This window comes from Cypionkella sp. PAMC25878, from assembly GCF_058135695.1.
The window spans coordinates 3,146,730-3,168,318 of the sequence record NZ_CM176871.1 but is presented as its reverse complement, the minus strand read 5'-3'; the positions used below and the strand labels follow the sequence as shown (position 1 = coordinate 3,168,318).

General features: G+C 60.0%; 22 protein-coding genes. 12 read left to right on the top strand and 10 right to left on the bottom strand.

All coding sequences use genetic code 11. The annotated features are described in order from the left end of the window. Positions 1–140 precede the first annotated feature (140 nt). On the top strand, positions 141–1,697 hold the full coding sequence (guaA, locus tag ACS5RD_RS15560; protein WP_489928160.1) for a glutamine-hydrolyzing GMP synthase: 1,557 nt from the start codon (positions 141–143) through the stop codon (positions 1,695–1,697). Further along, a complete protein-coding gene (locus ACS5RD_RS15555) occupies positions 1,694–1,972 on the top strand; it encodes a putative quinol monooxygenase (protein ID WP_054006134.1) in 279 nt (92 codons plus the stop codon). The genes guaA and ACS5RD_RS15555 overlap by 4 nt, the downstream gene beginning before the upstream one ends. Before the next feature lie 162 nt (positions 1,973–2,134). On the opposite strand, the gene ACS5RD_RS15550 is transcribed toward ACS5RD_RS15555, so the two are convergent. Further along, positions 2,135–2,734, bottom strand: coding sequence for a nitroreductase family protein (locus ACS5RD_RS15550; protein ID WP_489928159.1), 600 nt, complete (start codon positions 2,732–2,734; stop codon positions 2,135–2,137). 143 nt (positions 2,735–2,877) lie between these two features. On the opposite strand from ACS5RD_RS15550, the gene ACS5RD_RS15545 reads away from it, so the two are divergent. The 8 genes from ACS5RD_RS15545 to ACS5RD_RS15510 all read left to right on the top strand — a co-directional run bounded on the left by ACS5RD_RS15545 (position 2,878) and on the right by ACS5RD_RS15510 (position 10,718). Then, positions 2,878–4,173: an MFS transporter gene (locus ACS5RD_RS15545; RefSeq protein WP_082351573.1), complete on the top strand. Its 1,296-nt coding sequence runs from the start codon at positions 2,878–2,880 to the stop codon at positions 4,171–4,173. Further along, the gene (locus ACS5RD_RS15540) at positions 4,170–5,078 is read left to right on the top strand and encodes a DMT family transporter (RefSeq protein ID WP_489928158.1); all 909 of its coding nucleotides are present in this window, start codon (positions 4,170–4,172) and stop codon (positions 5,076–5,078) included. Before ACS5RD_RS15545 ends, ACS5RD_RS15540 begins: the two co-directional genes overlap by 4 nt. 126 nt (positions 5,079–5,204) lie before the next feature. Next, positions 5,205–6,314 (top strand): OmpP1/FadL family transporter, encoded by a 1,110-nt coding sequence (locus ACS5RD_RS15535; RefSeq protein WP_489928157.1) that lies wholly within the window; start codon positions 5,205–5,207, stop codon positions 6,312–6,314. A 112-nt stretch (positions 6,315–6,426) separates the two neighbouring features. After that, complete coding sequence (locus ACS5RD_RS15530; RefSeq protein WP_054006138.1) at positions 6,427–7,311, top strand: ATPase; 885 nt, start codon at positions 6,427–6,429, stop codon at positions 7,309–7,311. A 25-nt stretch (positions 7,312–7,336) separates the two neighbouring features. Then, positions 7,337–8,254: a homoserine O-acetyltransferase MetA gene (gene metA, locus ACS5RD_RS15525; protein WP_489928156.1), complete on the top strand. Its 918-nt coding sequence runs from the start codon at positions 7,337–7,339 to the stop codon at positions 8,252–8,254. Continuing rightward, positions 8,229–9,206 carry an alpha/beta fold hydrolase gene (locus tag ACS5RD_RS15520; protein WP_489928155.1) on the top strand — a complete coding sequence of 326 codons (978 nt, stop codon included), beginning with the start codon at positions 8,229–8,231 and terminating at the stop codon, positions 9,204–9,206. The genes metA and ACS5RD_RS15520 overlap by 26 nt, the downstream gene beginning before the upstream one ends. A 28-nt stretch (positions 9,207–9,234) precedes the next feature. Next, a complete protein-coding gene (gene ppk2, locus ACS5RD_RS15515; RefSeq protein ID WP_489928154.1) occupies positions 9,235–10,107 on the top strand; it encodes a polyphosphate kinase 2 in 873 nt (290 codons plus the stop codon). Continuing rightward, positions 10,104–10,718: a TetR/AcrR family transcriptional regulator gene (locus ACS5RD_RS15510; RefSeq protein ID WP_489928153.1), complete on the top strand. Its 615-nt coding sequence runs from the start codon at positions 10,104–10,106 to the stop codon at positions 10,716–10,718. The genes ppk2 and ACS5RD_RS15510 overlap by 4 nt, the downstream gene beginning before the upstream one ends. A 27-nt stretch (positions 10,719–10,745) precedes the next feature. On the opposite strand, the gene ACS5RD_RS15505 is transcribed toward ACS5RD_RS15510, so the two are convergent. The 5 genes from ACS5RD_RS15505 to ACS5RD_RS15485 form a co-directional block, all read right to left on the bottom strand. Continuing rightward, complete coding sequence (locus tag ACS5RD_RS15505) at positions 10,746–11,822, bottom strand: ABC transporter ATP-binding protein (protein WP_489931387.1); 1,077 nt, start codon at positions 11,820–11,822, stop codon at positions 10,746–10,748. Positions 11,823–11,854: 32 nt separating this feature from the next. Continuing rightward, positions 11,855–12,661, bottom strand: a complete 807-nt coding sequence (locus ACS5RD_RS15500) for an ABC transporter permease (protein WP_054006143.1) — start codon at positions 12,659–12,661, stop codon at positions 11,855–11,857. Beyond that, a complete protein-coding gene (locus ACS5RD_RS15495; RefSeq protein ID WP_489928152.1) occupies positions 12,658–13,605 on the bottom strand; it encodes an ABC transporter permease in 948 nt (315 codons plus the stop codon). Before ACS5RD_RS15495 ends, ACS5RD_RS15500 begins: the two co-directional genes overlap by 4 nt. A gap of 152 nt (positions 13,606–13,757) precedes the next feature. Further along, positions 13,758–14,009, bottom strand: coding sequence for a hypothetical protein (locus ACS5RD_RS15490; protein WP_489928151.1), 252 nt, complete (start codon positions 14,007–14,009; stop codon positions 13,758–13,760). A 123-nt stretch (positions 14,010–14,132) separates the two neighbouring features. Continuing rightward, the gene (locus ACS5RD_RS15485) at positions 14,133–15,533 is read right to left on the bottom strand and encodes an aminotransferase-like domain-containing protein (protein WP_489928150.1); all 1,401 of its coding nucleotides are present in this window, start codon (positions 15,531–15,533) and stop codon (positions 14,133–14,135) included. An 88-nt stretch (positions 15,534–15,621) separates the two neighbouring features. Here ACS5RD_RS15485 and ACS5RD_RS15480 point away from each other — a divergent pair, with 88 nt between their 5' ends. Next, a complete protein-coding gene (locus tag ACS5RD_RS15480) occupies positions 15,622–15,834 on the top strand; it encodes a DUF1127 domain-containing protein (protein WP_054006190.1) in 213 nt (70 codons plus the stop codon). Between the two features lie 142 nt (positions 15,835–15,976). Here ACS5RD_RS15480 and rpsI read toward each other — a convergent pair whose 3' ends face one another. From rpsI to ACS5RD_RS15465, 3 genes are all read right to left on the bottom strand, one after another. Then, positions 15,977–16,462: a 30S ribosomal protein S9 gene (gene rpsI / locus ACS5RD_RS15475; RefSeq protein WP_054006147.1), complete on the bottom strand. Its 486-nt coding sequence runs from the start codon at positions 16,460–16,462 to the stop codon at positions 15,977–15,979. 2 nt (positions 16,463–16,464) lie between these two features. Beyond that, positions 16,465–16,929, bottom strand: a complete 465-nt coding sequence (rplM, locus tag ACS5RD_RS15470) for a 50S ribosomal protein L13 (protein ID WP_054006148.1) — start codon at positions 16,927–16,929, stop codon at positions 16,465–16,467. Positions 16,930–17,163: 234 nt separating this feature from the next. After that, a complete protein-coding gene (locus ACS5RD_RS15465; RefSeq protein ID WP_489928149.1) occupies positions 17,164–17,955 on the bottom strand; it encodes an SseB family protein in 792 nt (263 codons plus the stop codon). A 148-nt stretch (positions 17,956–18,103) separates the two neighbouring features. Here ACS5RD_RS15465 and ACS5RD_RS15460 point away from each other — a divergent pair, with 148 nt between their 5' ends. Continuing rightward, a complete protein-coding gene (locus ACS5RD_RS15460) occupies positions 18,104–19,351 on the top strand; it encodes a Na+/H+ antiporter NhaA (protein WP_489928148.1) in 1,248 nt (415 codons plus the stop codon). On the opposite strand, the gene ACS5RD_RS15455 is transcribed toward ACS5RD_RS15460, so the two are convergent. Beyond that, on the bottom strand, positions 19,348–21,393 hold the full coding sequence (locus ACS5RD_RS15455) for a hypothetical protein (RefSeq protein WP_489928147.1): 2,046 nt from the start codon (positions 21,391–21,393) through the stop codon (positions 19,348–19,350). The genes ACS5RD_RS15460 and ACS5RD_RS15455 overlap by 4 nt on opposite strands. Between the last annotated feature and the right edge of the window lie 196 nt (positions 21,394–21,589).

Here is a 21,589-nt window from a genome sequence, read left to right as displayed (position 1 = left end):
GCCCATCCTCTGTGCTCAAATATCCTCAAGGGGGTGAGGCGGCACGCCGAGGGGGGCTGAAAGGCCCCCTTTCCGCGTTTGCGCACGAAAATCCCGCCAACCGATCTTGCGATTCTCCACGCATCCGGCTACCCGAGGCCATGACACAACATGATCGCCTTCTCATCATCGACTTCGGCTCTCAGGTCACGCAACTGATTGCGCGCCGCCTGCGCGAGTTGAACGTTTATTGCGAAATCCACCCCTACAATAAGGTCGATGACGCGTTCCTCAAAAGCTTTGCACCCAAAGCGGTGATCCTGTCGGGTGGCCCGGATTCGGTGACCCGCGCAGGCTCGCCCCGCGCGCCTGAAGCGCTCTGGTCTTTCGGCGTGCCCGTCTTAGGCATCTGCTACGGCCAACAGACGATGATGCAGCAGTTGGGCGGTTTGGTCGAAAACGGCCACGGCACCGCCGAATTTGGCCGCGCCTTTGTGACCCCCACCACGGATAACCTGTCGATCCTGGATGGCTGGTTTGCAGATGGACGCGAGCAAGTCTGGATGAGCCACGGCGATCACGTCTCAAAAATCGCCCCCGGCTTCCAGGTCTACGGCACCTCGCCCAACGCCCCCTTCGCCGTCACCGCCGACCCTGCCCGCCACTTCTACGCGGTGCAGTTCCACCCCGAGGTGCATCACACCCCGAAGGGTGCGAAGCTCTACGAGAATTTCGTGAAGCTGGCAGGCTTTACCGGCGATTGGACGATGGGGCTTTACCGCGAACAAGCCATCGCCGCGATCCGCGCGCAAGTCGGCGACAAAAAGGTGATCTGCGCGCTGTCGGGCGGCGTTGATAGTTCTGTCACCGCGATCCTGATCCACGAAGCCATCGGCGATCAACTGACCTGCGTGTTTGTCGATCATGGTCTGCTGCGTCTAGGTGAGGCCGAACAGGTCGTCGCGATGTTCCGCGACAATTACAACCTGAACCTGATCCATGCCGACGAATCCGAGCTGTTCTTGGGCAAGCTGGACGGCGTCTCCGACCCCGAAACCAAGCGCAAGATCATCGGCGGTCTGTTCATCGACGTATTCCAGAAATACGCCAATGGCATTGAAGGCGCAGAGTTCCTTGCTCAAGGCACGCTTTACCCCGATGTGATCGAGTCGGTCAGCTTCTCCGGTGGCCCCTCGGTCACCATCAAAAGCCACCACAACGTCGGCGGCTTGCCGGAAAAGATGGGCCTGAAACTCGTCGAACCCCTGCGCGAATTGTTTAAAGACGAAGTCCGCGCTTTGGGTCGTGAACTCGGCCTGCCCGCCAGCTTCATCGGCCGCCACCCCTTCCCCGGCCCTGGCCTCGCGATCCGCTGCCCGGGTGAGATCACAGTCGAAAAGCTGGATATCCTGCGCCAAGCCGATGCGGTCTATATCGACCAGATCCGCAAACACGGCCTCTATGACGAAATCTGGCAAGCCTTCGCCGCCATCCTGCCGATGAAAACCGTCGGCGTAATGGGCGACGGGCGCACCTATGACTACGCTTTGGCGCTGCGCGCGGTGACAAGTGTCGATGGCATGACGGCCGACACCTATCCGTTCACCCATGATTTCTTGGGCGAAACCATGACCCGCATCATCAACGAGGTCAAAGGCGTCAACCGGGTGTTCTATGATATCACCTCCAAGCCGCCCGGCACGATTGAACTCGAATGATCCGGCTGCGTGGACATCTGGTCTGTGTCACGGCGGAGGAAGCCGCCGCCGTGCAGGCCCATGTTGCGTTGCACACGCAGCTTTCCCGTGCCGAGCCGGGCTGTTTGTCGTTTGAAGTCACTCCAACCGATGACCCGATGGTCTGGGAGGTGATGGAAACCTTCCGCACCCAGGATGATTTCAACGCCCATCAGGCGCGCACCCGCGCGTCTGAGTGGTTCACCGCCACCCGCAACATCCTGCGCGATTTCCGCGTCGAGGCGATTGGCGACTAAACCGCCGTCCAATTTCACATTGGCATAAATATCCCGGGGGGAGCTTTAGCTGGGGGGCTGGCCCCCCTTCGCCCGATTCTGCGGCACATCATCACAGAACCAATCCCCGGCAGCGCCGTCGCAAGGGGCTCGATGCCCCGCGCGACGGCACCTGTTTACAGGTCAAACAAATCCGCCATGCGCCACGATCTGCGACAGCGGCAGTCGACCATTCGGCACCTCGCGCGCTTGCAGAACTTCCGGCAATTTCTCGATATCGCCATGCTCACCGACCGCGATCACAGCATGCAGCACATAGCCCTCGGGCAGGTTCAGGTTCTTGGCCAACACATCGGCTTCGAACCCGCCCATCGCATGCGCCACCAGTCCCACATGATGCGCCTGCAACGCGAGGTAACCCCAAGCGGTACCCGCATCAAAGCTATGCGCCGAATTGGGCAGGTCTTTACCATCCTTCTCAACCGTCGTGCGCGACGCCACCGCAATCAAAGCGGCGGCTTTTTCGGCCCATGAGCGGTTGAACGGCACCAAGGACTCGGCGATCTTGCCGAAAGCTGCATCACCGCGCAGCCCGTAAGCAAAGCGCCAAGGCTGATGGTTGCTGGACGACGGCGCCCAACGTGCCGCTTCAAACAAGGGCAGCAGCTCGGCCTCGGTCAAGGTCTTGGCGGTAAAACCACGCGGCGAAAATCGGCTGGTGAATTGCGCATGGATCGGATGATCGGCGGTGCGGGGGTTTTTGATGGCGGAATGAGCGGTCATAACGGGTCCATTTTCAGATAAACTACCCCAGACATAACGTCGCAGGCGCTTGCAGCAAGGGCGCGGAATGCATAGCCGCTGTGCCTAAATGCACGCAAATCGATCTCTGGCAAAGCGCCGCTGATAGCGCTAAGCCTTGCGCCATGCGTGCGCTGTCCCAAAACTTTCTGTTCCGTCACCGCGATTTCGGCCTGTTCTGGGGCGGCATGGCCTTGGTGAATATCGCGGCGCAGGTTGAGGCCGTGACCATCGGTTGGCAGATTTACAGCCTTGGCCGCGCCACCTTGTCGATTGAGGAAAGCGCCTTTCTGGTCGGCATGGTCGGCCTGTGCCAATTTCTGCCGCTGTTCGTGCTGACCCTGTGGGCCGGGTCGCTGGCGGATCGCTATTCGCGTCGGATGATCGTGATGCTGGCGCTACTGACCGAAACCGCGGGTGTTTTGGGCCTCGTGGCGCTGGCCCTGCACCCTGAACCCGGTTTCACCGCCATCTTCACCATCGCGGCTTTGTTCGGTGCCGCGCGCGCCTTCCTGTCCCCGGCAGCCACGGCTTTGGTGCCAATGCTGGTGCCGAAATCCGACATGCCGCAGGCGATCTCGCTGAAATCGCTCAGCTGGCAAGGGGCTGTGATCATTGGACCGTGGCTGGGTGGGATGCTGTGCGCGATGTCCACCGCCGCCGCCTATGCCACCACGGCGGCGCTATACGTCGCTGGCGTGGCGATCCTGCTATTGATGCGCGCCAACACCACACCCGAACGTCAACCGGGTAGCCAATGGACGCAGATCAAAGAGGGCCTCGCCTACACCTTCCACAACAAGATCGTGTTCGGCGCGATCTCGCTGGATCTGTTCGCGGTGCTGCTGGGCGGGGCAACAGCGCTACTACCCGCCTTTGCCAGCGATATTCTGCATGTCGGGCCCGAGGGCTTTGGCATTCTGCGCTCTGGCCCGGCCATCGGCGCGGTGCTGGTGGCACTGGCCTTGGCGCGCTGGCCCTTGAAGCGCCGCGCCGGGATCAGGATGTTTTGGGCGGTGGGCGCGTTTGGTCTGGCAACGGTGGTGTTTGGGCTGTCGCAGAATATGTATCTCTCGGTGGGCGCTTTGGCGGTGCTGGGGGCTGCGGACATGATCTCGGTCTATGTCCGGCAAACCTTGGTGCAGATCGTCACACCGGATCACATGCGCGGCCGGGTGTCGTCGGTATCAGGTCTGTTCATCTCGGGCTCTAATGAGCTCGGAGAATTCGAATCCGGCGTCGTCTCGCGCTTTCTCGGCCCGGTCGGGGCGGCGGTGTTCGGCGGCATCGGCACCATGATCGTCACCGGCTCTTGGGCCTGGATGTTCCCGGCCCTGCGCAAAGCCGACCGTCTGGATGGGATCGAGCCTGACAGAGAAACGCTTCAGCCCCATTCGATGACCTCACAGGTCAGCCAATGAACCTGCCCAAAGCCCCAAACTCGCCCGCGATCCGCGCAGCACTCTGGATGATCGGCTCGATTCTGGCGTTCTCGGCGATGGCGATTGCCGCCAAACAGATTGGCCCGCGCCACGACAGTTTTGAGATCATGACGGTGCGCTCAGCCGTGGGCTTTGTGCTGGTGCTGGCATTGGCCGCGGCCACCGGCAAGCTGCATGAGATCACCGCCCGCAATCTCGGCGGCCATGCCCTGCGCAACGTCATCCATTTCACCGGGCAAAACCTGTGGTTCTGGGCGCTGACGATGATCCCCTTGGCGCAGCTTTTCGCCATCGAGTTCACCTCGCCCTTGTGGGTGGTGCTGCTGGCCGCCCTGCTGCTGGGCGAGCGGCTGACCAAGATCCGCCTGATCGCCGCCACTTTGGGCTTTGTCGGCGTGCTGATCGTGGCGCGCCCGGATCTGGCGCATCTGAACCCCGGCGTGCTGGCCGCCGCTGGCTCGGCCTTCTGCTTTGCCACCACCAATGTGGTCACCAAAAAACTGACCAAGGGTATCTCGATCCGCTGCATCCTGTTCTGGCTGACGCTGATGCAGTTCTTCTTCGGTCTTGCCGCAGCGCTTTCAGATGGCATTTTCCATCTGCCCACCGCCGCCACAATGCCGTGGCTCTGCGTGATCGGCCTTGCCGGTGTGACCGCGCATTACTGCATCACGGCAGCGCTGAAACTCGCCCCGGCCTCTTACGTCATGCCACTGGATTTCCTACGCCTGCCGCTGATCGCCGTGGTGGGTGCCTTGGTTTATGCCGAGCCGCTTGACCCCTACGTCATCCTTGGCGCCGCGGTGATTTTTGCAGGCATTTGGTTGAACATCCGGGCTGAAATCCGACCCAAAGGTCACATCGAGCCAATCACAACCGTGTGACGCCGCGTCATTGATTGACCGTCGCGCTGGCTTCCGCTTAGCGTGACATATCACCGCATCAGACGCATTAACCCACGGAAAAGTTGGGACATGCCAAGATGCAGCATCGGTTACGGGGAGTAGACCATGAAGCATATCATCACCGCGCTTGGCGCATTGGCAATGACCACCACGCTGGCACAGGCGGGCGGGGTTGATCGCTCGGGTCAAAGCATAGCCTCGATCTTTGAGAGCGGCGATTATGTCGAACTCAGCTTCGGCCATGTCTCGCCGGATGTATCTGGTGTATCTTCTGCGGCTTTAGGGCCCGGGGCTGGGTTTTCTTCCGGCGATATGGCGGGTGGATACAATCAGATCGGCATGGCGGTGAAAACCAAGCTGAATGAGCATTGGGATCTGGGCGTGATTTTCGACCAGCCATTCGGAGCGAAAGTCAGCTATCCGACCGGCACCAATTACTTTGCCCAAGGCTCCACGGCGGAACTGAATACGACCGCGCTGACCACGGTGCTGAAATATAAAACTGACAACAACATCAGCATTTTCGGCGGTCTGCGCTATGAGCTGATGGATGCCAAGGCCTCGGTTCCTTTCGTGGCAAGCTATAAGGTCGACTCCGATCAGTCGAGCGGGCTTGGCTATCTGGTCGGTGTGGCCTATGAAAAACCAGAGATCGCCTTGCGGGTGGCGCTGACCTATAATTCGAAAATCACCCATGATTTCAACACGGTGGAATCCAGCCTGCTCACCGGTGGCGTGGATGTGGCGGGCACGACCTCGGTGGATTCGCCGCAAAGCGTGAACCTCGAATTCCAGTCAGGTGTCGCCAAGGATACGCTGGTGTTCGGCTCGGTGCGTTGGGTGGATTGGTCAGCTTTCGTGATCGACCCCGCAGGCTATCCAGCCCCGTCGCCGTTGGTGTCTTATGACTCGGATACCGTGACCTATACTTTGGGCGTTGGCCGTCGGTTTAACGAAAACTGGTCCGGCTCAGTCTCGATTGGCTTTGAAGATCAGGTCGGGGGGTTTGCCTCCAACCTTGGGCCGCATGATGGCAAAACCAGCATCACCATCGGGGCCGCCTATACCACCGCAAGCAAGCTGAAAATCTCGGGCGGTGTGTCCTATATCCGCATCGGTGATGCGCAGACCTCGCTGAATGATGTCACTGCGGCGTCGAATTTCTCGGACAATTCGGCGATCGGTGTCGGCATGCGGATTTCCTACGCGTTCTGATCTGAGACTTTGACTTTGCGGCCCCGCAGTGCTTGCGGGGCCGCTTTGATTTTCGCTTCCCCCTCCCGGCCTGCGCCTGTAACAAAGCCGTGCCAAGCCAGCGGAGGGCGCGATGATTTACACCTCAGGACAAATGTTTCGCGCAGCCGAGCAAAAGCGGGTGCTGCTGTTTGGCATGTCGGGCTTGGGCAAAACCTATCTCTCGAACATGCTGCGCGACGCGGGGCAAGCGGGCGATGGCGGCTGGTTTCACTACTCGGTCGATTACCGCATCGGCACGCGCTATATGAACGAATTCATCGCCGACAACTTCAAGCGCGAGGCGATGAAAGTGCCGCTGCTGCGCGAACTGTTGATGTCGGATTCGGTCTATATCGCCTCGAACATCACCTTTAATAACTTGGCCCCGCTCTCGACCTATCTCGGCAAGCCCGGTGATCCGGCGCGCGGTGGCATCGCGTTTGAGGAATATCAGCGCCGTCAGGCCGAGCATGCACAGGCCGAAATCTCGGCCATGTTGGACGTGCCGCGCTTTGTCGAGCGCGCGGAAGATATCTATGGCTATCAGAACTTTATCTGCGACACCTCAGGCTCGATCTGCGAGGTGGTCGATGCCGAAAACCCCGCCGATCCGGTGATGCGGGCCTTGGCGGATAACCAGCTTCTGGTCTGGATCAAAGGCTCCGACGCGCATAAAGCCGAACTCGCCCGCCGCTTTGATCGCAGCCCAAAACCGATGTATTACCGCCCGGATTTTCTGACCGAACTTTGGGCCGAATACCTTGCCAAAGAAGGCAAATCCTCGACCGAAGTCGATCCTGACGCTTTCCTGCGCTTCGGCTACGCCCGCCTGCTCGATCATCGCCAGCCACGCTATGCCGCGATGGCGCGCTGGGGCATCACGGTGACGGCCGAGGAGGTGGCCCAGGTGAAAACCCCCGCCGATTTCGATGATATGATCGCAACGGCCCTTGATCGCCGTCAGACTAACGCCTAACTACCCGCTTTATCAGGATAAACCCATGCCGATCACCCTGCCCGCCTCACTGCCCGCCTTTGACGTTCTGCGGAACGAAGGCGTCATGGTGATGTCGCCCGAGCGGGCGCAAGCGCAGGAAATCCGCCCGCTGCGCATCGGGCTTTTGAACCTGATGCCGAAGAAAATCCAGACCGAGAACCAATTCGCCCGTCTGATCGGCGCGACCCCATTGCAGATTGATCTGCAACTGATCCGCATGTCCGAACACCAAGCTAAAAACACCGCCGCCGAGCATATGGAAACCTTCTATCGCCCGTTCCAAGAGGTGAAAGATGAAAAATTCGACGGCTTGATCATCACGGGTGCGCCGATTGAACACCTCGCCTTCGATGAGGTCACCTATTGGGACGAACTCTGCGAGGTGATGGATTGGACCCAAACCAACGTATTCTCCACCTTCGGCGTCTGCTGGGGCGGCATGGCGATGATCAACCATTTCCATGGCGTCAAGAAACACATGCTGGATCACAAGGCGTTTGGTTGTTTCCGGCACATGAACCTTGCGCCCACGTCGCCGTTCCTGCGCGGCTTCTCAGATGAATTTGTCATTCCGGTGTCACGCTGGACCGAGATGGAACAGGCCGAGATTGACGCAGCCCCCGGTCTGCGCACCCTGCTGGGCAGCGATCAGGTCGGTGCTTGTCTGGTCGAAGACCCGGCGCATCGCGCGCTTTATATCTTCAACCATTTTGAATATGACAGCGACACGCTGAAGCAGGAATATGACCGCGATGTGGCCGCTGGCACCCCGATCAATGTGCCGGATAATTACTACCCGAACGACAATCCTGCCCTACCTCCGTTGAACCGCTGGCGCAGCCACGCGCATTTGCTTTACGGCAACTGGATCAACGAGATTTATCAGGGCACGCCTTATGACATGGCAGAGATTGGCCGCTAAGATCCTGATAACGGCGGCCCTTTTGGGCGGGGTCTCGGCGTTGACGCTGTATCGCGCGCAGTCGCGCGAGGCCGCGATTGCCGCCGGATTCCCGCCTGAAGGCCAGTTTCTGACGGTCAATGGCGCGCAAGTACATGTCTATATCAGCGGCCAAGGCCCCGATCTGATCCTGATCCACGGTGCCTCCGGCAATGCCCGCGACATGACTGTGGCGCTTGCCGCCGATCTGGAAAAATCCTACCGCGTCATCGCCTTTGATCGGCCGGGTTTGGGCTGGTCAGACCCGATCCCCGAGCAATCTTTGCGTGGCCAAGCCCTGCAGTTGTCGGACGCCGCCGCACAGTTGAACGTCCACGATCCCATTGTCGTCGGCCAAAGCTATGGCGGTTCTGTCGCCTTGGCTTGGGCGCTTTTCGCCCCCGTAAAACCCCGCGCCTTGGTGCTGATCTCGGCCCCCTCGCTGCCGTGGCCCGGCGCTTTGGATATCTTCTACCGCCTGACCGATAGCACAATCGGCGCGGCGCTAATCCCGCCGCTGGCCTCGGCGTTTACCCCCGACAGCTATCTCGACGCCACCATCGCCGCCATCTTCGCGCCCGATCCGGTGCCGCCCGGCTATGCCCAAGCCATCGCCGCGAAACTGACGATGCGCAGCAGCACCCTGAGTGCCAATTTCGCGCAAGTGAACAATCTACGCCCCGAAATTGTCGCGCAAGAGCCGCTCTACCCGCAACTGACCCTGCCGATCGAGTTGATCCACGGCAGTGCCGACACCATCGTGCCGCTGGCGATCCATTCCGAACCGCTGGCTGCACGCCTGCCATCGGCCCATCTGACGGTGATCGAAGGTGCGGGCCACATGCCGCATTACAGCCACCGCGCCGAGACGCTGGCGGCGATTGGACGCGCCGCCGAACGCTCTGGATTGCGCCCAAGCCCGCAATCGCCATAGTGGGGCAACCCTAAAGCTGGAGGAAATCATGGACCTGCCCTTTGACGGCGCAATCAGCCGCTATTTCAAGGAAGCCGCGCCGAAAGAGGTGCGCAAAACCATCGAAAAGGCCAGTAAAGACGAGATTCTGTGGAAGGATTACCCCTACCGGACCGAGATGAAGAAAGCTGACTACAACGCCCAGATGGACGCGCTTCAGGTACAGCTGGTGCGGATGGCGGCAGATGTGAAAGCCACCGGCAAGCGCATGGTGGTGGTGTTTGAAGGCCGCGATGCGGCGGGCAAAGGTGGGGCGATCTCTGCCGCCCATATGAACCTCAACCCCCGCGTCGCAGGCATTGTCGCGTTGCCAAAACCGACCGAGCGTGAAGCCGCGCAATGGTATTTCCAGCGCTATGTCGATTGGCTGCCTGCGGCGGGCGAAATCGCCTTCTTCGACCGCTCTTGGTACAATCGCGGCATTGTCGAGCATGTTTTCGGCTTTTGTACCCCCGAACAGCGCGCCAAATTCTTCCGACAACTGCCGGAATTTGAACGGATGCTGGTGGATGAGGGGATTGTGCTGGTCAAGCTCTGGCTGGAAGTCGGCCAAGCCGAGCAGTTGCAACGGTTTTTGGATCGTGAGCAAGACCCGCTTAAGCAATGGAAGCTAAGCCAAATCGACATTGATGGCTTGGCGAAATGGCAGGAATACTGCACCGCGATTGATGAAACCTTCGCACAAAGCGATTTCAAATATGCGCCTTGGACGGTGATCTTGTCGGATGACAAGCTGCGCACCCGGATTTGTGCGATACAAAACATCCTGCTTTCGGTGGATTTCAAAGGTAAAGACCTGAATGTGATCGGTAAGATTGATGAGAAAATCTGCGGCGGCCCGAAGATGAGGCCAAAAGGGTGAAACGCGGCTACCATCATGGCAATCTGCGGCAGGCCTTGGTTGAGGCGGCGCTAGAGTTGATCGCCGACCAAGGCCCGACCGGGTTCACCCTGTCCGAGGCCGCGAAAACCGCCGATGTCACCCCCGCCGCCGTCTACCGCCATTTCGCGGGCCGCGACGATCTGATCGCCGAGGTCGCCCGCCAAGGCTATGATATTTTCGCAGCATTGATGGAGTTTGCCTATAACAACGGCCAGCCCACGGCGCTCGCGGCGTTTGAGGCGACGGGCCGCGCCTATCTGGCCTTCGCGCGCAAATATCCCGGCCATTACATGGCGATGTTCGAATCCGGCCTCAGTCTGCAAGCACATCCCGACCTTGCCATTGTCGCGCAAAAAGCCCGCGCGGTGCTGGAACAAGCCGCCGAGAGGTTGTCGCAACACCTGCCCGCCAACAAACGCCCACCCTCCAGCATGTTCTCGGCGCATATCTGGGCGCTGAGTCACGGCGTGGTGGAACTTTATATGCGTGGCGCGCCGGGTGCCAAAAGCCCATTTCCGCCGGAAGACTTGTTGGAGGCAGGCATCGGGATTTATCTGCGCGGGTTGGGGCTGTTGCGGCCAGACACATAAATAAGGCCCCCGCAGGGGCCTTTATTTTCAGCGGAACAAAACCAGCGCCCCCGGGGACCATGCCACGCGGGTTTGCGTGCCAATGTCCAGAACCGGACGGCCAAACACATTGCGCATCGACAACCGCATCGGCTCGGTCGTGCCTTCCAGCTTGATGTCGTAATAGGTCATGTCGCCGTAATAGACGACCTCGACCACCTCCGCCTTACTTTCGCGGTCGGTTGCAGTCTGCCCATCAAACAGGATCGTCAGCGTTTCGGGGCGGAAGCCAATCGAGGCGCTAGAGCTTCCCGGAGCCACCGAAACCTGCTCGGCGTCCAAAGTCAGACGGCCAAAACCCTTGGCTTCAACCTCAACCTTGCCATCCACCTCCGACAGAATATCCGCAGGCAAAAAGTTCATTGTGCCAATGAAATCCGCGACCTTGCGCGAGTTCGGACGCCTGTACAATGTCTCAGGGTCGGCCAGTTGTGCGATCTCACCCTCAAACATCACCGCAATCCGGTCCGACATAACCAAGGCTTCTTCCTGATCATGCGTCACCAGAATGAAGGTGATGCCAACCTGCCGTTGCAGCTTGATCAGCTCCATCTGCATCTGCTCGCGCATCTTTTTATCCAGCGCCGACAAAGGCTCGTCCAGCAGCAACACCTTCGGCTTCAGGATCAGCGCGCGCGCCAATGCCACCCGCTGCCGCTGTCCGCCCGACAACGCATGGGCCGCCCGTGCGCCGTAGCCTTTCAGCCCGACCATTTCCAACGCCTCAGCCACCGCCTTGGCCTTTTCCGCAGCCGAGCGCGGGTCTTTGCGCAGACCAAAGCCGACGTTCTGCTCCACCGTCAAATGCGGGAAGATCGCGTAGCTTTGAAACACCATATTGGTTGGTCGCACATTGGCGGGCACATTGGCCATATCCTTGCCATCAATCATCACCACGCCCGAGGAAATCCCCTCAAACCCGGCAATGGTGCGCAACAGCGTGGTTTTGCCACAGCCGGACGGACCTAGCAGGCTGAAGAACTCCCCCGCCTTGATCGTCGCGGTGATGCCACGCAGGGCGTGATAATCGCCATAATACTTATGAAGGTCTTTGAACTCGATCATCGTCTGATCGGCAGCGGTTGATGTTTCAGACGTCACAGGAAGCCTCCAGTATCCTTACCACCGGTTTTGGCGAGGCCACGGCGGCGGAAATATTCTGCGGTTGCAAGCAAGGCGATGGACAGACAAACGAGGATCGTCCCCAAAGCCAGAATGACCGGCACGTTCTGCGGAAAGCGGAACTGGCCAAAGATATAGACCGGCAGGGTGTTTTCATTGCCCGCCAGAAAGAACGCCATGATGAATTCATCAAGGCTGATGGTGAAGGTGATCAACAGCGATGAGATGATCCCCGGCAGCACCAGCGGCAGGATCACCAAGCGGAACGCCGACACCGGGGTTTCGCCCAAGTCATAAGCGGCTTCCTCCAGCGACTGATCCAAAGACTGAAACGCCGCCGACAGGATTGCGATGGAAAATGGCGTGCAGACCAGCACATGGCCCAGGATCACGGTGAACAGGCTGAGCGGCATGCCGATGCCAAGCAGCACCGTCAGCAAGGCCACCGCCAAAATGATATCTGGCATCACCAAGGGCAGCATGATCAGCCCCATCAACGGGGTTTTGAACGGAAACGTATAACGGCTGGAGGCGCGCGAGGCGAAAATCCCCAAGCAGGTCGAGATCACCGCCGCACTACAGCCGATGATCAGCGAGTTTTTCAGCGCGTGATGCAGCGCCGGATCGTCCCACAACTTGCCAAACCATGCCGTGGTGAAGCCATTCAGCGGAAAGGCGATCGTGGTGGCGTTGTTAAACGCAAAGATCGGCAGCAGAATGATCGGCGCGTAGAGGAAGATCAGATAGAAGATCGTATAGCCGCGAAACCAACCGCCCTTCATCGCTTGTTCCCCCGCAAAAACCGTCGATTCAGGAATAAGAAAAATAGGCTCACCGCCATCACCAGCGCCATCGAAGACACCGCCAGCGCCGATCCCAGCGGATAATTGTCCAGCTTTTTGTAATTCAACTCGACAAGGTTGGCGACCATCTTGCCCTCTGGCCCGCCAACCAAACTGGGCGTCACATAATCGCCAATGGTCGGAATAAACACGATCAGCACCGAGGAAATCACCCCCGGCATCGCCAAAGGCAGCGTCACCCGCCAGAAGGTCATGAACGGGCTTTCGCCCAGATCACGCCCCGCCTCTAGGAACGAACGATCGATCTTCTCTAGCGAGACGAAAATCGGCAGGATCGCGAATGGCGCATAGGCATGCGCGAGGGTAATCACCACCGAATTGACATTGTACAGCAACCAAGTGATCGGCTCTTGGATCAGGCCAAGCTCCAGCAACCCGAAGTTGATCGGCCCGCCAGTGCCCAAAATCACCTTCCACAAGAACACCCGGATCAGATAGCTGGTCCAGAACGGAATGGTGATCAAAAACAGCCACAACGACTTTTTCGAAGGCGCGACGTAAAAGCTGACGTAATAGGCCACCGGAAACGCCAGCAGCACCGTCACCGCCGTCACCACCATCGAAATCAGCAGCGACCGCCACATCAGCGTCAGCGCCAGCGGGTCCGACCAAACGCCTTTGTAGGTCTGAGACTCGGTCATCACGCCGTTGACATCTTTGTAGGAGTGACATTCTCCGATGTAGTTACACAGTTGAAAATGTGGGATAATCTTCAGATAACCATCGGTCATGAAGCTGTAGGCAAAGATCATCGCCAAGGGCGCGGCCAACAGCAGAATCGCGTAAATCGCGGTGGGGCTGATCATCAACAGCCCGTTGGCGGCTTCAGATCCCCTGAAGCGCACCTTTGGTTTCGATTGCATCCCAGTCCCCCTGTTGCGCCTTGATTGGCACAGCTTTGCGTCTTTTGATCAAATTAAGCCGATCCCGCGAAACCGCGCAAGTCTTATCTGATCGCAAATCCTGACCGATCATTGCCGCCAAGGGACCATCGCGCAAGGAAAACAGGATGAATTCAGATCCGTTCGATCTGAATTGCCCGCTTTTTAAGCTCCTCATACAGACAGGCGAGCACCCTTTGCGCGCCCACCGCCGCCTGTAACGCATCCGAGATCCCCTGATCGCCAGCCCCCTCCGACACCCGCCAGACCAGCCGTTGCTTCAGGCCATCATCATAGACAATCTCGGTTGATCCGGCGCGCGACTTGCGCATCCCAAGGAAATCAGCGCCCGCTCCCGGCGCGTGAAACGTGGTTTGAAGTCCCATTTTCGGGCCTTTCTTTTATATGTCTGGCTTACCTGCTCGATCCTAGAATCTTGCGCGATGACCTCCCTTCGGTCAATTCCTGCCAAGAGGATTGTACCAAGCCGAGTCCAGAAAGCCACACATTCACACGCCCATATCGTTCGGTGGTCGCGGCAGCATGTAGCCCATCGCTGCGAGGCCCGCATCCAACTGTTGACGCGGGATTCCCCCCGCAATCGCCAGCCGCACCGCATTCGGCGCGCGCCCATTGCTCATCGCATATTGATCCGCCGCGCGCAGCAAAACCCCCTGCTCCTCGGCCATCCGGGTGAAGGTATAGGCCCGCCAACCCTGCGGCAGCCGCAACCACGCAAAGGGAATTCCTTTCTGCCACGACAGATCAAACGCGCCCAAGCGGTTGACAACCATCTGCAAACGTTCCGAAAATTCTGCTTCAACCGATGCGCGGATTTCATCCGCAGCGCCCGAGTTGAACAATTCCAGCGCAAATTCCGCCAAAGGCTTAGACAGCGCAAAAAAAGAATGTTGGGCAGCCAACCGCCCCGTCGGCCCCATCCCGGTCGGGCAGATCACATAGCCAAAGCGCAATGCCGCCGAGATGGATTTCGACAGGCTGCCCGCATACCACACCCGTTCCGGCGCCAAAGCCCGCAAAGCCGGATCGGGCGCGCCCGAATAGAAATAGCACTCATCCTCGATAATTTGCAGATCATAGCGCCGCGCGATGGATACAATTTGCGATTGTCTCTCTTGGCTCATCCGGGCCGTGGTTGGGTTTTGTGCGCTAGGGGTCAGACACAAGACTTGCGCGCCATAGCGTTTGCAGGCGGCCTCTAACGCATCCGGGCGGATACCTTCCTCGTCCAGTTCAATCCCGATCACTTCGGCCCGCGCCGCACGCGCCGCATAGCGAAAGCCGGGATAGGCCAGATCCTCGATCAGCACCACCGGACGGTCGCCGCGCAAGCAGCAGTCCAAGATCAAACCAATGCCGCTTTGCCCGCCATGCGTCAGCATCACATCATCTTCGCTGATCGGCCCCAGCACCCGGTTGGCCAGCCAGCCCACCACCGCCGCGCGCAGCGGACGCTCGCCACTTTGATGCGTGTAATCAAGCCATTCCACGCCGACGCTCAGAGAAACCTTGCGCAGAATATCGCCAAATATCGCCACTTGCCCGACATCCGGCAGCTGCGGCGAGCGCAGATCGACCCGACCGTCATCCACTCCCGGATCGCGGTCAGTGAACAAAGGCTGCGTCGGCCCCAGCCTTGGTTTGCGCGCCGCGACAAACGTGCCGCGCCCCACCGTCGCCTCGAGCAGACCTTCCTGCGTGGCGATTTGATAGGCCCGGCTGACCGTCCCCGGCGTCACAGCCAAGCGATAGGCCAAATCGCGGACCGTCGGCAATTGTGTGCCCTGTGGCAAAGTCGCGGTGCGGATCGCGTCTCGCAACGCGCGCGCCAGCGATAAGTACTTCGGTCCTTCGTCGCCGGCCAAATCAGGCACCCAGATTGTATTCATAACAATGTTCCTCTGGCGATTCGCGGCCCTGCATTGTATCAATCATAGCAGGTATCTGCATCTTGTATCAATACAATCGGATGAAGCCATGTCGTATAACCAAGCCCTCGCTCTGAACGCCCAACCTTTGCCGCCACTGTCGCGCGTGCTGGTATCGTTGGCGCTGACCGTCGCGGCATGGGAGTTGCGCTATCGCACCCGAAAGCAGTTGGCGCAGATGCCGAGACACATGCTGCGCGACATTGGCCTGTCTGAAAGTCATGCTGAGGTCGAGGCTGAAAAGCCGTTCTGGCGCGCCTAACCCCATTCTCCGTGTTCCCCAACCTCGGGCCGGTTTTTCCGGCCCGTTTTTTTATGCCCTGCCCCAAGATGCCCGACCGCGCGGCCAATACAAAAGGCCCGTGGTTTCCCACGGGCCTTTGCACAATCCAAGATCGTAAAGCTTAACGCTTCGAGAACTGGAACGACTTACGGGCTTTCGCCTTGCCGTATTTCTTACGCTCAACCACACGGCTGTCGCGGGTCAGGAAGCCAGCGGCTTTCAACGCGCCACGCAGAGCGGGCTCATAAAGCTGCAAGGCTTTGGAAACGCCATGTTTCACAGCGCCAGCTTGGCCCGAAAGACCACCACCAGCAACCGTTGCCATCACGTCGAACTGGCCTTCAACTCCAGCCACGGTGAACGGCTGACGCAGGATCATTTGCAGCACCGGACGCGCGAAATAGACCGCCATCTCTTTGCCGTTCACAACCACTTTGCCCGAGCCCGGTTTAATCCAGACGCGTGCAACAGCGTTCTTGCGCTTGCCGGTTGCATAGGCGCGACCCAACTTGTCACGCACAGCCACACGCACAATGGCAGCCGGTGCAGCAGGAGCCGCAGCGCTGACTACCGATTTCAGATCGTCGAGAGATTTGATATCGGACATGATTATGCGCTCCGGGTGTTCTTCGGGTTCAGGGCCGCAAGGTCCAGAACGGTGGGCTGTTGCGCCTCATGCGGATGCTCAGCCGACGCGTAAACGCGCAGGTTGGTCATCTGAACGCGGCCCAGACGGTTGCGGGTGATCATACGCTCAACAGCTTTGATCACGACGCGCTCGGGGTGAGCACCTTCCAAGACTTGCTTGGCGGTGCGCTGCTTGATGCCGCCCGGATGGCCGGTGTGCCAGTAGTAGATCTTGTCGTTGCGCTTGTTACCGGTCATCTGGATTTTGTCCGCGTTGATGACGATAACATTATCACCCATGTCCATGTGGGGGGTGAAGGTCGGCTTGTTTTTGCCGCGCAGGATAGAAGCCACGATCGTTGCAAGACGGCCCAGAACGATGCCTTCGGCGTCGATCAGGATCCATTTCTTGTCAATGTCCGCAGGCGTAGCGGAGAAGGTTTTCATCTTGAACCCATAAGAGAGAGGGCGAGAGTCACCTCTCGCATTTCGGATGGCGGCTTATCGCTGAACCAGCGCGCAGCGTCAAGCGGCAGGACGAATATAATAAATAGTAAATTCAACAAGTTACGATATACGGTAATATAATACCCCAAATCCATTCCAAACAGTTTGACTAAAATTATCATCCTCTGTGCTCAAATATCCCACAGGGGTCTGGGGGTGTGAAACCCCCAGCCTTCACCGTAAGCGCGGCGGCTTCCCATCCATCCCCGGCGCCGCCCGCTCTACCGCGGCCTGCGCCACCAGTTCCGGCACCTCAAACACAATCGCCACCCGCGCAAGCTCGACCACAGCCGCATCGCCGGAACTCAGGAACGTCACATCCAACTCCCCCGCCTCCAGCCCCGAGAATACCAAAGCCTCCGACAGCGCCCGCGCCAAGGCTTCCTCCGCGCCCGGAGCCGCATCAATCACCGCCAGCATATGCCCCAACCGCCCGTCGCTATACCACACCCCAGACAGCAACGCCGCCCGCGCCAACCCAGCCGCCCCGCCCAACGTAAAGGTCAGCGCATCGCTCAACGCCTCCGGCAAACCCTTGGGGGCAAAAAACTGCACAGGTGTCGCCTCGACCTCCACCAGAGCCGCCTCCAGCATCTCACAGAGCCAGCGCAGCGCTTCCGGCGGCAACAGCACCTCAGACGCAGCGCCCGTGCCAAAGTTCAGCCCCAAAGACAGCCCCTGCCCCAGCATCTGCTGCGCAATCAACCGCCCCGGAAGTGCTGCATAAGGCAGGCCCGCACCAGATTGCGGCCCCTGCCCGAAAACCGCCAACCGTTCCTCGGAATCATAGGCCAGCAGCACCGGCCCATCCGGCAGATCGAACACCCGAGGATCCACCCGCTCACCTTCCGCCTCGCGCTCCAGCAGCAAAAACAAGGTGGCATCCGCCAACAGCCGGTAAAACCGCAACCCCGCCGAGGCGTCCCCCGCCTGCATCGCCGCATAGGCCTGATCGAGACTTTGCATCACATCCTCCGTTTTCCCATCGCTACCGCCACAAATGCCGCACCGCAACAGCGCAGCAACACTCGCAGACTTCCGCCAAATCCCGATTGTGACGCCGCTGCCCCCCAGTTAGTGAGGGATAAACCCCGCGCCTCCCCGGAATCCCGCTATGTATCGTGTCTCGCCCTTCGTGCGCCATTTCGCCCTCGCCCTGTGCCTTGGCATCCTTGCGGCCACGCTTTGGCTTAACCTTGATGCCGCAGGTTACTATGATTTCATCGAATGGCGCATCGCCGATCTGCACGCCCCTGCCTTTGTCCTTGATCAACTGCCCGCGTGGCTGACGCAATGGTCGCTGCAAAGCCCGGCCCTGACCCCCGCCTCGCTGACCTCACATGGGCTGATGGCGTTGTTCATGTTCTTCGTCGGCAAAGAATTGTGGGAGGCTTTGATCCTAGAGCGCGGCGCGCTTTCTGGCCCGCAATCGCTGGTGCCCCTCGGCGGCGTGATTGGCGCCGCGATCGGAGCCGCCCTGATCTGGATCCTCACCGGCGCGCTGATCGAGACCGCTGCCGAATCCAGCCTCGCCATCGGATGGCAAGTCCCGCTCGGCTCGGATGTGGTGCTCGGCTACGTCTTGGGCCGCCGGGTGTTCGGACCAAACCACCCCGCGCTGCATGTGCTGCTGCTGGTCACCATCGCTTGCGATTTTCTCGGCCTCTTGGTGTTGGGCCTGTCCTACCCCAGCGGGGGTTTGTTCCGCTTGGGCTGGCTCGCGCTGCCGCTGTTCGCCAGCTTTGGCGTCTGGGCTCTCTATGGCCGCCGCCAACGCCTGAACGCATCCGAGGCCGCCCGCCGCCGTGGCCTGATGCTTTGGCCCTATATCCTTGCCGGAGCAATCTCCTTCATCGGCGTCGCGGCGGCTGGCCTACCCCCGGCGCTTGGCCTGTTGCCCGTGATCCCGGCCATCCCGCACGCCGACCGCTCTTTCGGTTTCTTTGCCGAGGCGGAAAACTTTCTGCACGACCCGCTCAACCGCCTCGCCCACCTGCTGGTGCGCCCGCTCGCGCTGGTGCTATTCCTGTTCGGCCTGACCCGTGGCGGCATTGATCTTTCGGCCTTCGCCCCCACCACCCTGACCACCCTCGCCGCGTTCTGGATCGGCAAACCCTTGGGCTTTCTGCTTGGCTGCTGGCTTGCCGCACGCTTCACCCACCGCACCCTGCCGCAAGGCATCGCTTTGCGTGAGCTGCTGCTGATCGCCATGCTGCTCGGCCTCGGCTTCACCGTCCCGGTCCTTGCCCTAGATACCGCCCTGCCCGGCGGCGGCATGGCCGAAGCCGCCCGCCTTGGCCTTGCGCTGTCGCTCCTCGCCGGAGCCGCCGCCTTGCTGCTCGCGCGCCTGACCCGTCGCTAACGGTCGCAATAGGGACTGGTACATTTGTACCAATATGGTGTCGCCCGCGCGGCGGCACTGAGCGGAAAGCGGTCGTGCAGCAAGCGAAACGCCGCCTTGCCCGCAAACGCGCCCGCCACATCGCCGCGCGTCCGGTAGCGGTTCAACTGCACAATCTGGCGCAAAGCCTGCGGCATCGCGCCGTTCTGCTGCAAGATCATCTCGGGGATGGTATCCGACCCGGCATCCGCCCAAGCGATCACCACCTCACTCAACCGCTGCGAAAGCCCCGTATCCGGCCCGAGCCGCGCCAACTCATCCAACGCCACCAACCGCCCAAACGGCACACCGGGGTCATTCGGCCCTTGCGGCGGAAAGCCGACAAAGCGCGGCTCGGGCAGGCTAATTTCCATCTCTCGATCATGCTGCCTGCGCATCCCCCGTTCCGTATAGCCCTTCTGCGAGAACCAAAACTGCCCGACCTGTAGCAGACGCTGCACATCCACCTGCAAGCCGCCGCCGGTGCGCAGCCAATCCGGCAGATTGGCGCTATATTGACCAACTGTGCCGAAATAATTTCCAAAGCCCGGAACTTTAGTCATATCCCAAGCCCAATGCCCGTAATACCGCACCGAAAGCGGCATCGTCAGTGCCGCCAAGGCGAGTTTGACTTCTGGCTCTGATGCCTTCGCCATCTCGGCCTCGGCGTCAAAGCGCGCGGTTGGATAGAGTGTCAGATAGTCGCGTAGGGCCGCCTCGGCTTCGGGGATACGCCCCAAAGCCAGCAAGCGTAGAAACGCCACCCGCGCCAGACTGACCCTTACCTGCTGCGGCAGCCTTTTATCCGACGCCAATACCCGAAGATGCGCCGCAGACAGCAGATCAATCGCGCGCGCGTACTGCACAGACCTGTTTTCTGCCAGCAGATCAGTCAACGCATCCATGCTATCCACAAACATCAGGCGCACTTCGCTCAACGTATAAGACGCCGCGTCGCGCCTGCTGCGTTGGAGCGCCGCCAAAGCCGCCAAGTCTTGCGGCGTCTCCTCAACCTGCCGCAGTTTACGGTACCAATATCCGGCGGCGGTCTTGCGCGCCAGAAAGCCGCGTGCCGCTTGGTCAATCATCGCATCCTGCATCGGGATCGGCAAAAGTCTGATCGGATCATCCGGCTTTGGCAGATCAGCGTCCCAGACATTGCGGGTGCTGCGTTCAAAATACACCGTCGCGAAAGCGGCATATTCCGCCGGGGAGGCCACACAATTCAGCGTGCGCACCAGCCAGATATTGTAAAGCCCGTCGGCTGTTTCGGCCTGATCCTCGGCCAACGGAAACAGCATGGCGAGGACTGCCCATTCCGTCCCGCCCGTACGGCGATACTGCGCCCAATAGCGCGCGCCCAAGCTGTCAAATTGCGGCGTGGCTTCCCAGCCCTTGTCATTGTCCCGCCGCCAGTCCTGCTCTTTGCGCATCTGATCCGCCGCGTAAATCGGATAGGCCGAGTGCACAGCCGCCCCCAGCAGCCAGTCCACCAGATCAGACCGCCGCGCGTGCCACGCAATCACCGCCTCGGTATCGCTCAAATCCTTGGCGCGGTCGGGGTTGAACCACCAATCCGGGCTAGGCCCAGGCACCGTCAGCACATCCAACGTGCTCGCCACCCAGTCACGCGGGCCCGCCGAAAGGTAAGTCTCATTCGGCGCCAACGCATAGGGCAGCGCATGGTTCAGCGCAAAATCCGCCCATTCCGGCTGGTTCGCCGGATATTCCCACGGCCCGCCCTGCGGCTGATGCTGCATCCAAGCGGGCTTGTACAAATCCGCGCCGCTGCGAAATCCATAATCCGGCAAGCCATGCCACAGCCGATAAAGGTCGAGCGTCGCCCCTACGTCGTGACCGATCCCCACATCCACGCTGCCCGCGTAAAGCGTGCCGAACCGCCCGAAGGACGCATCCAACATCTCGCCCACCGCCGCATATTTGCCATCACACGACGCTGGCCCCGGTCGCGCCTCTGCGCCTGCACCAATCACCGCCAACAGCACCGCCAACATCCACCGCATCACCACAACATCTCACCGCAAGGATTCGCCGCCCCACCTTATCCGCCCGCACCACGCCACGCATCACATCCGCGTGCGCGCCCACATTTTCCCCACCCAATACTGCCCCACCTTGCGCCATTGTCCATGGATGCGACATAATGATGCCTCAAACCCGGATTAGACCCGTATTCGGCTCTTGTGCGTCAACAAGAAC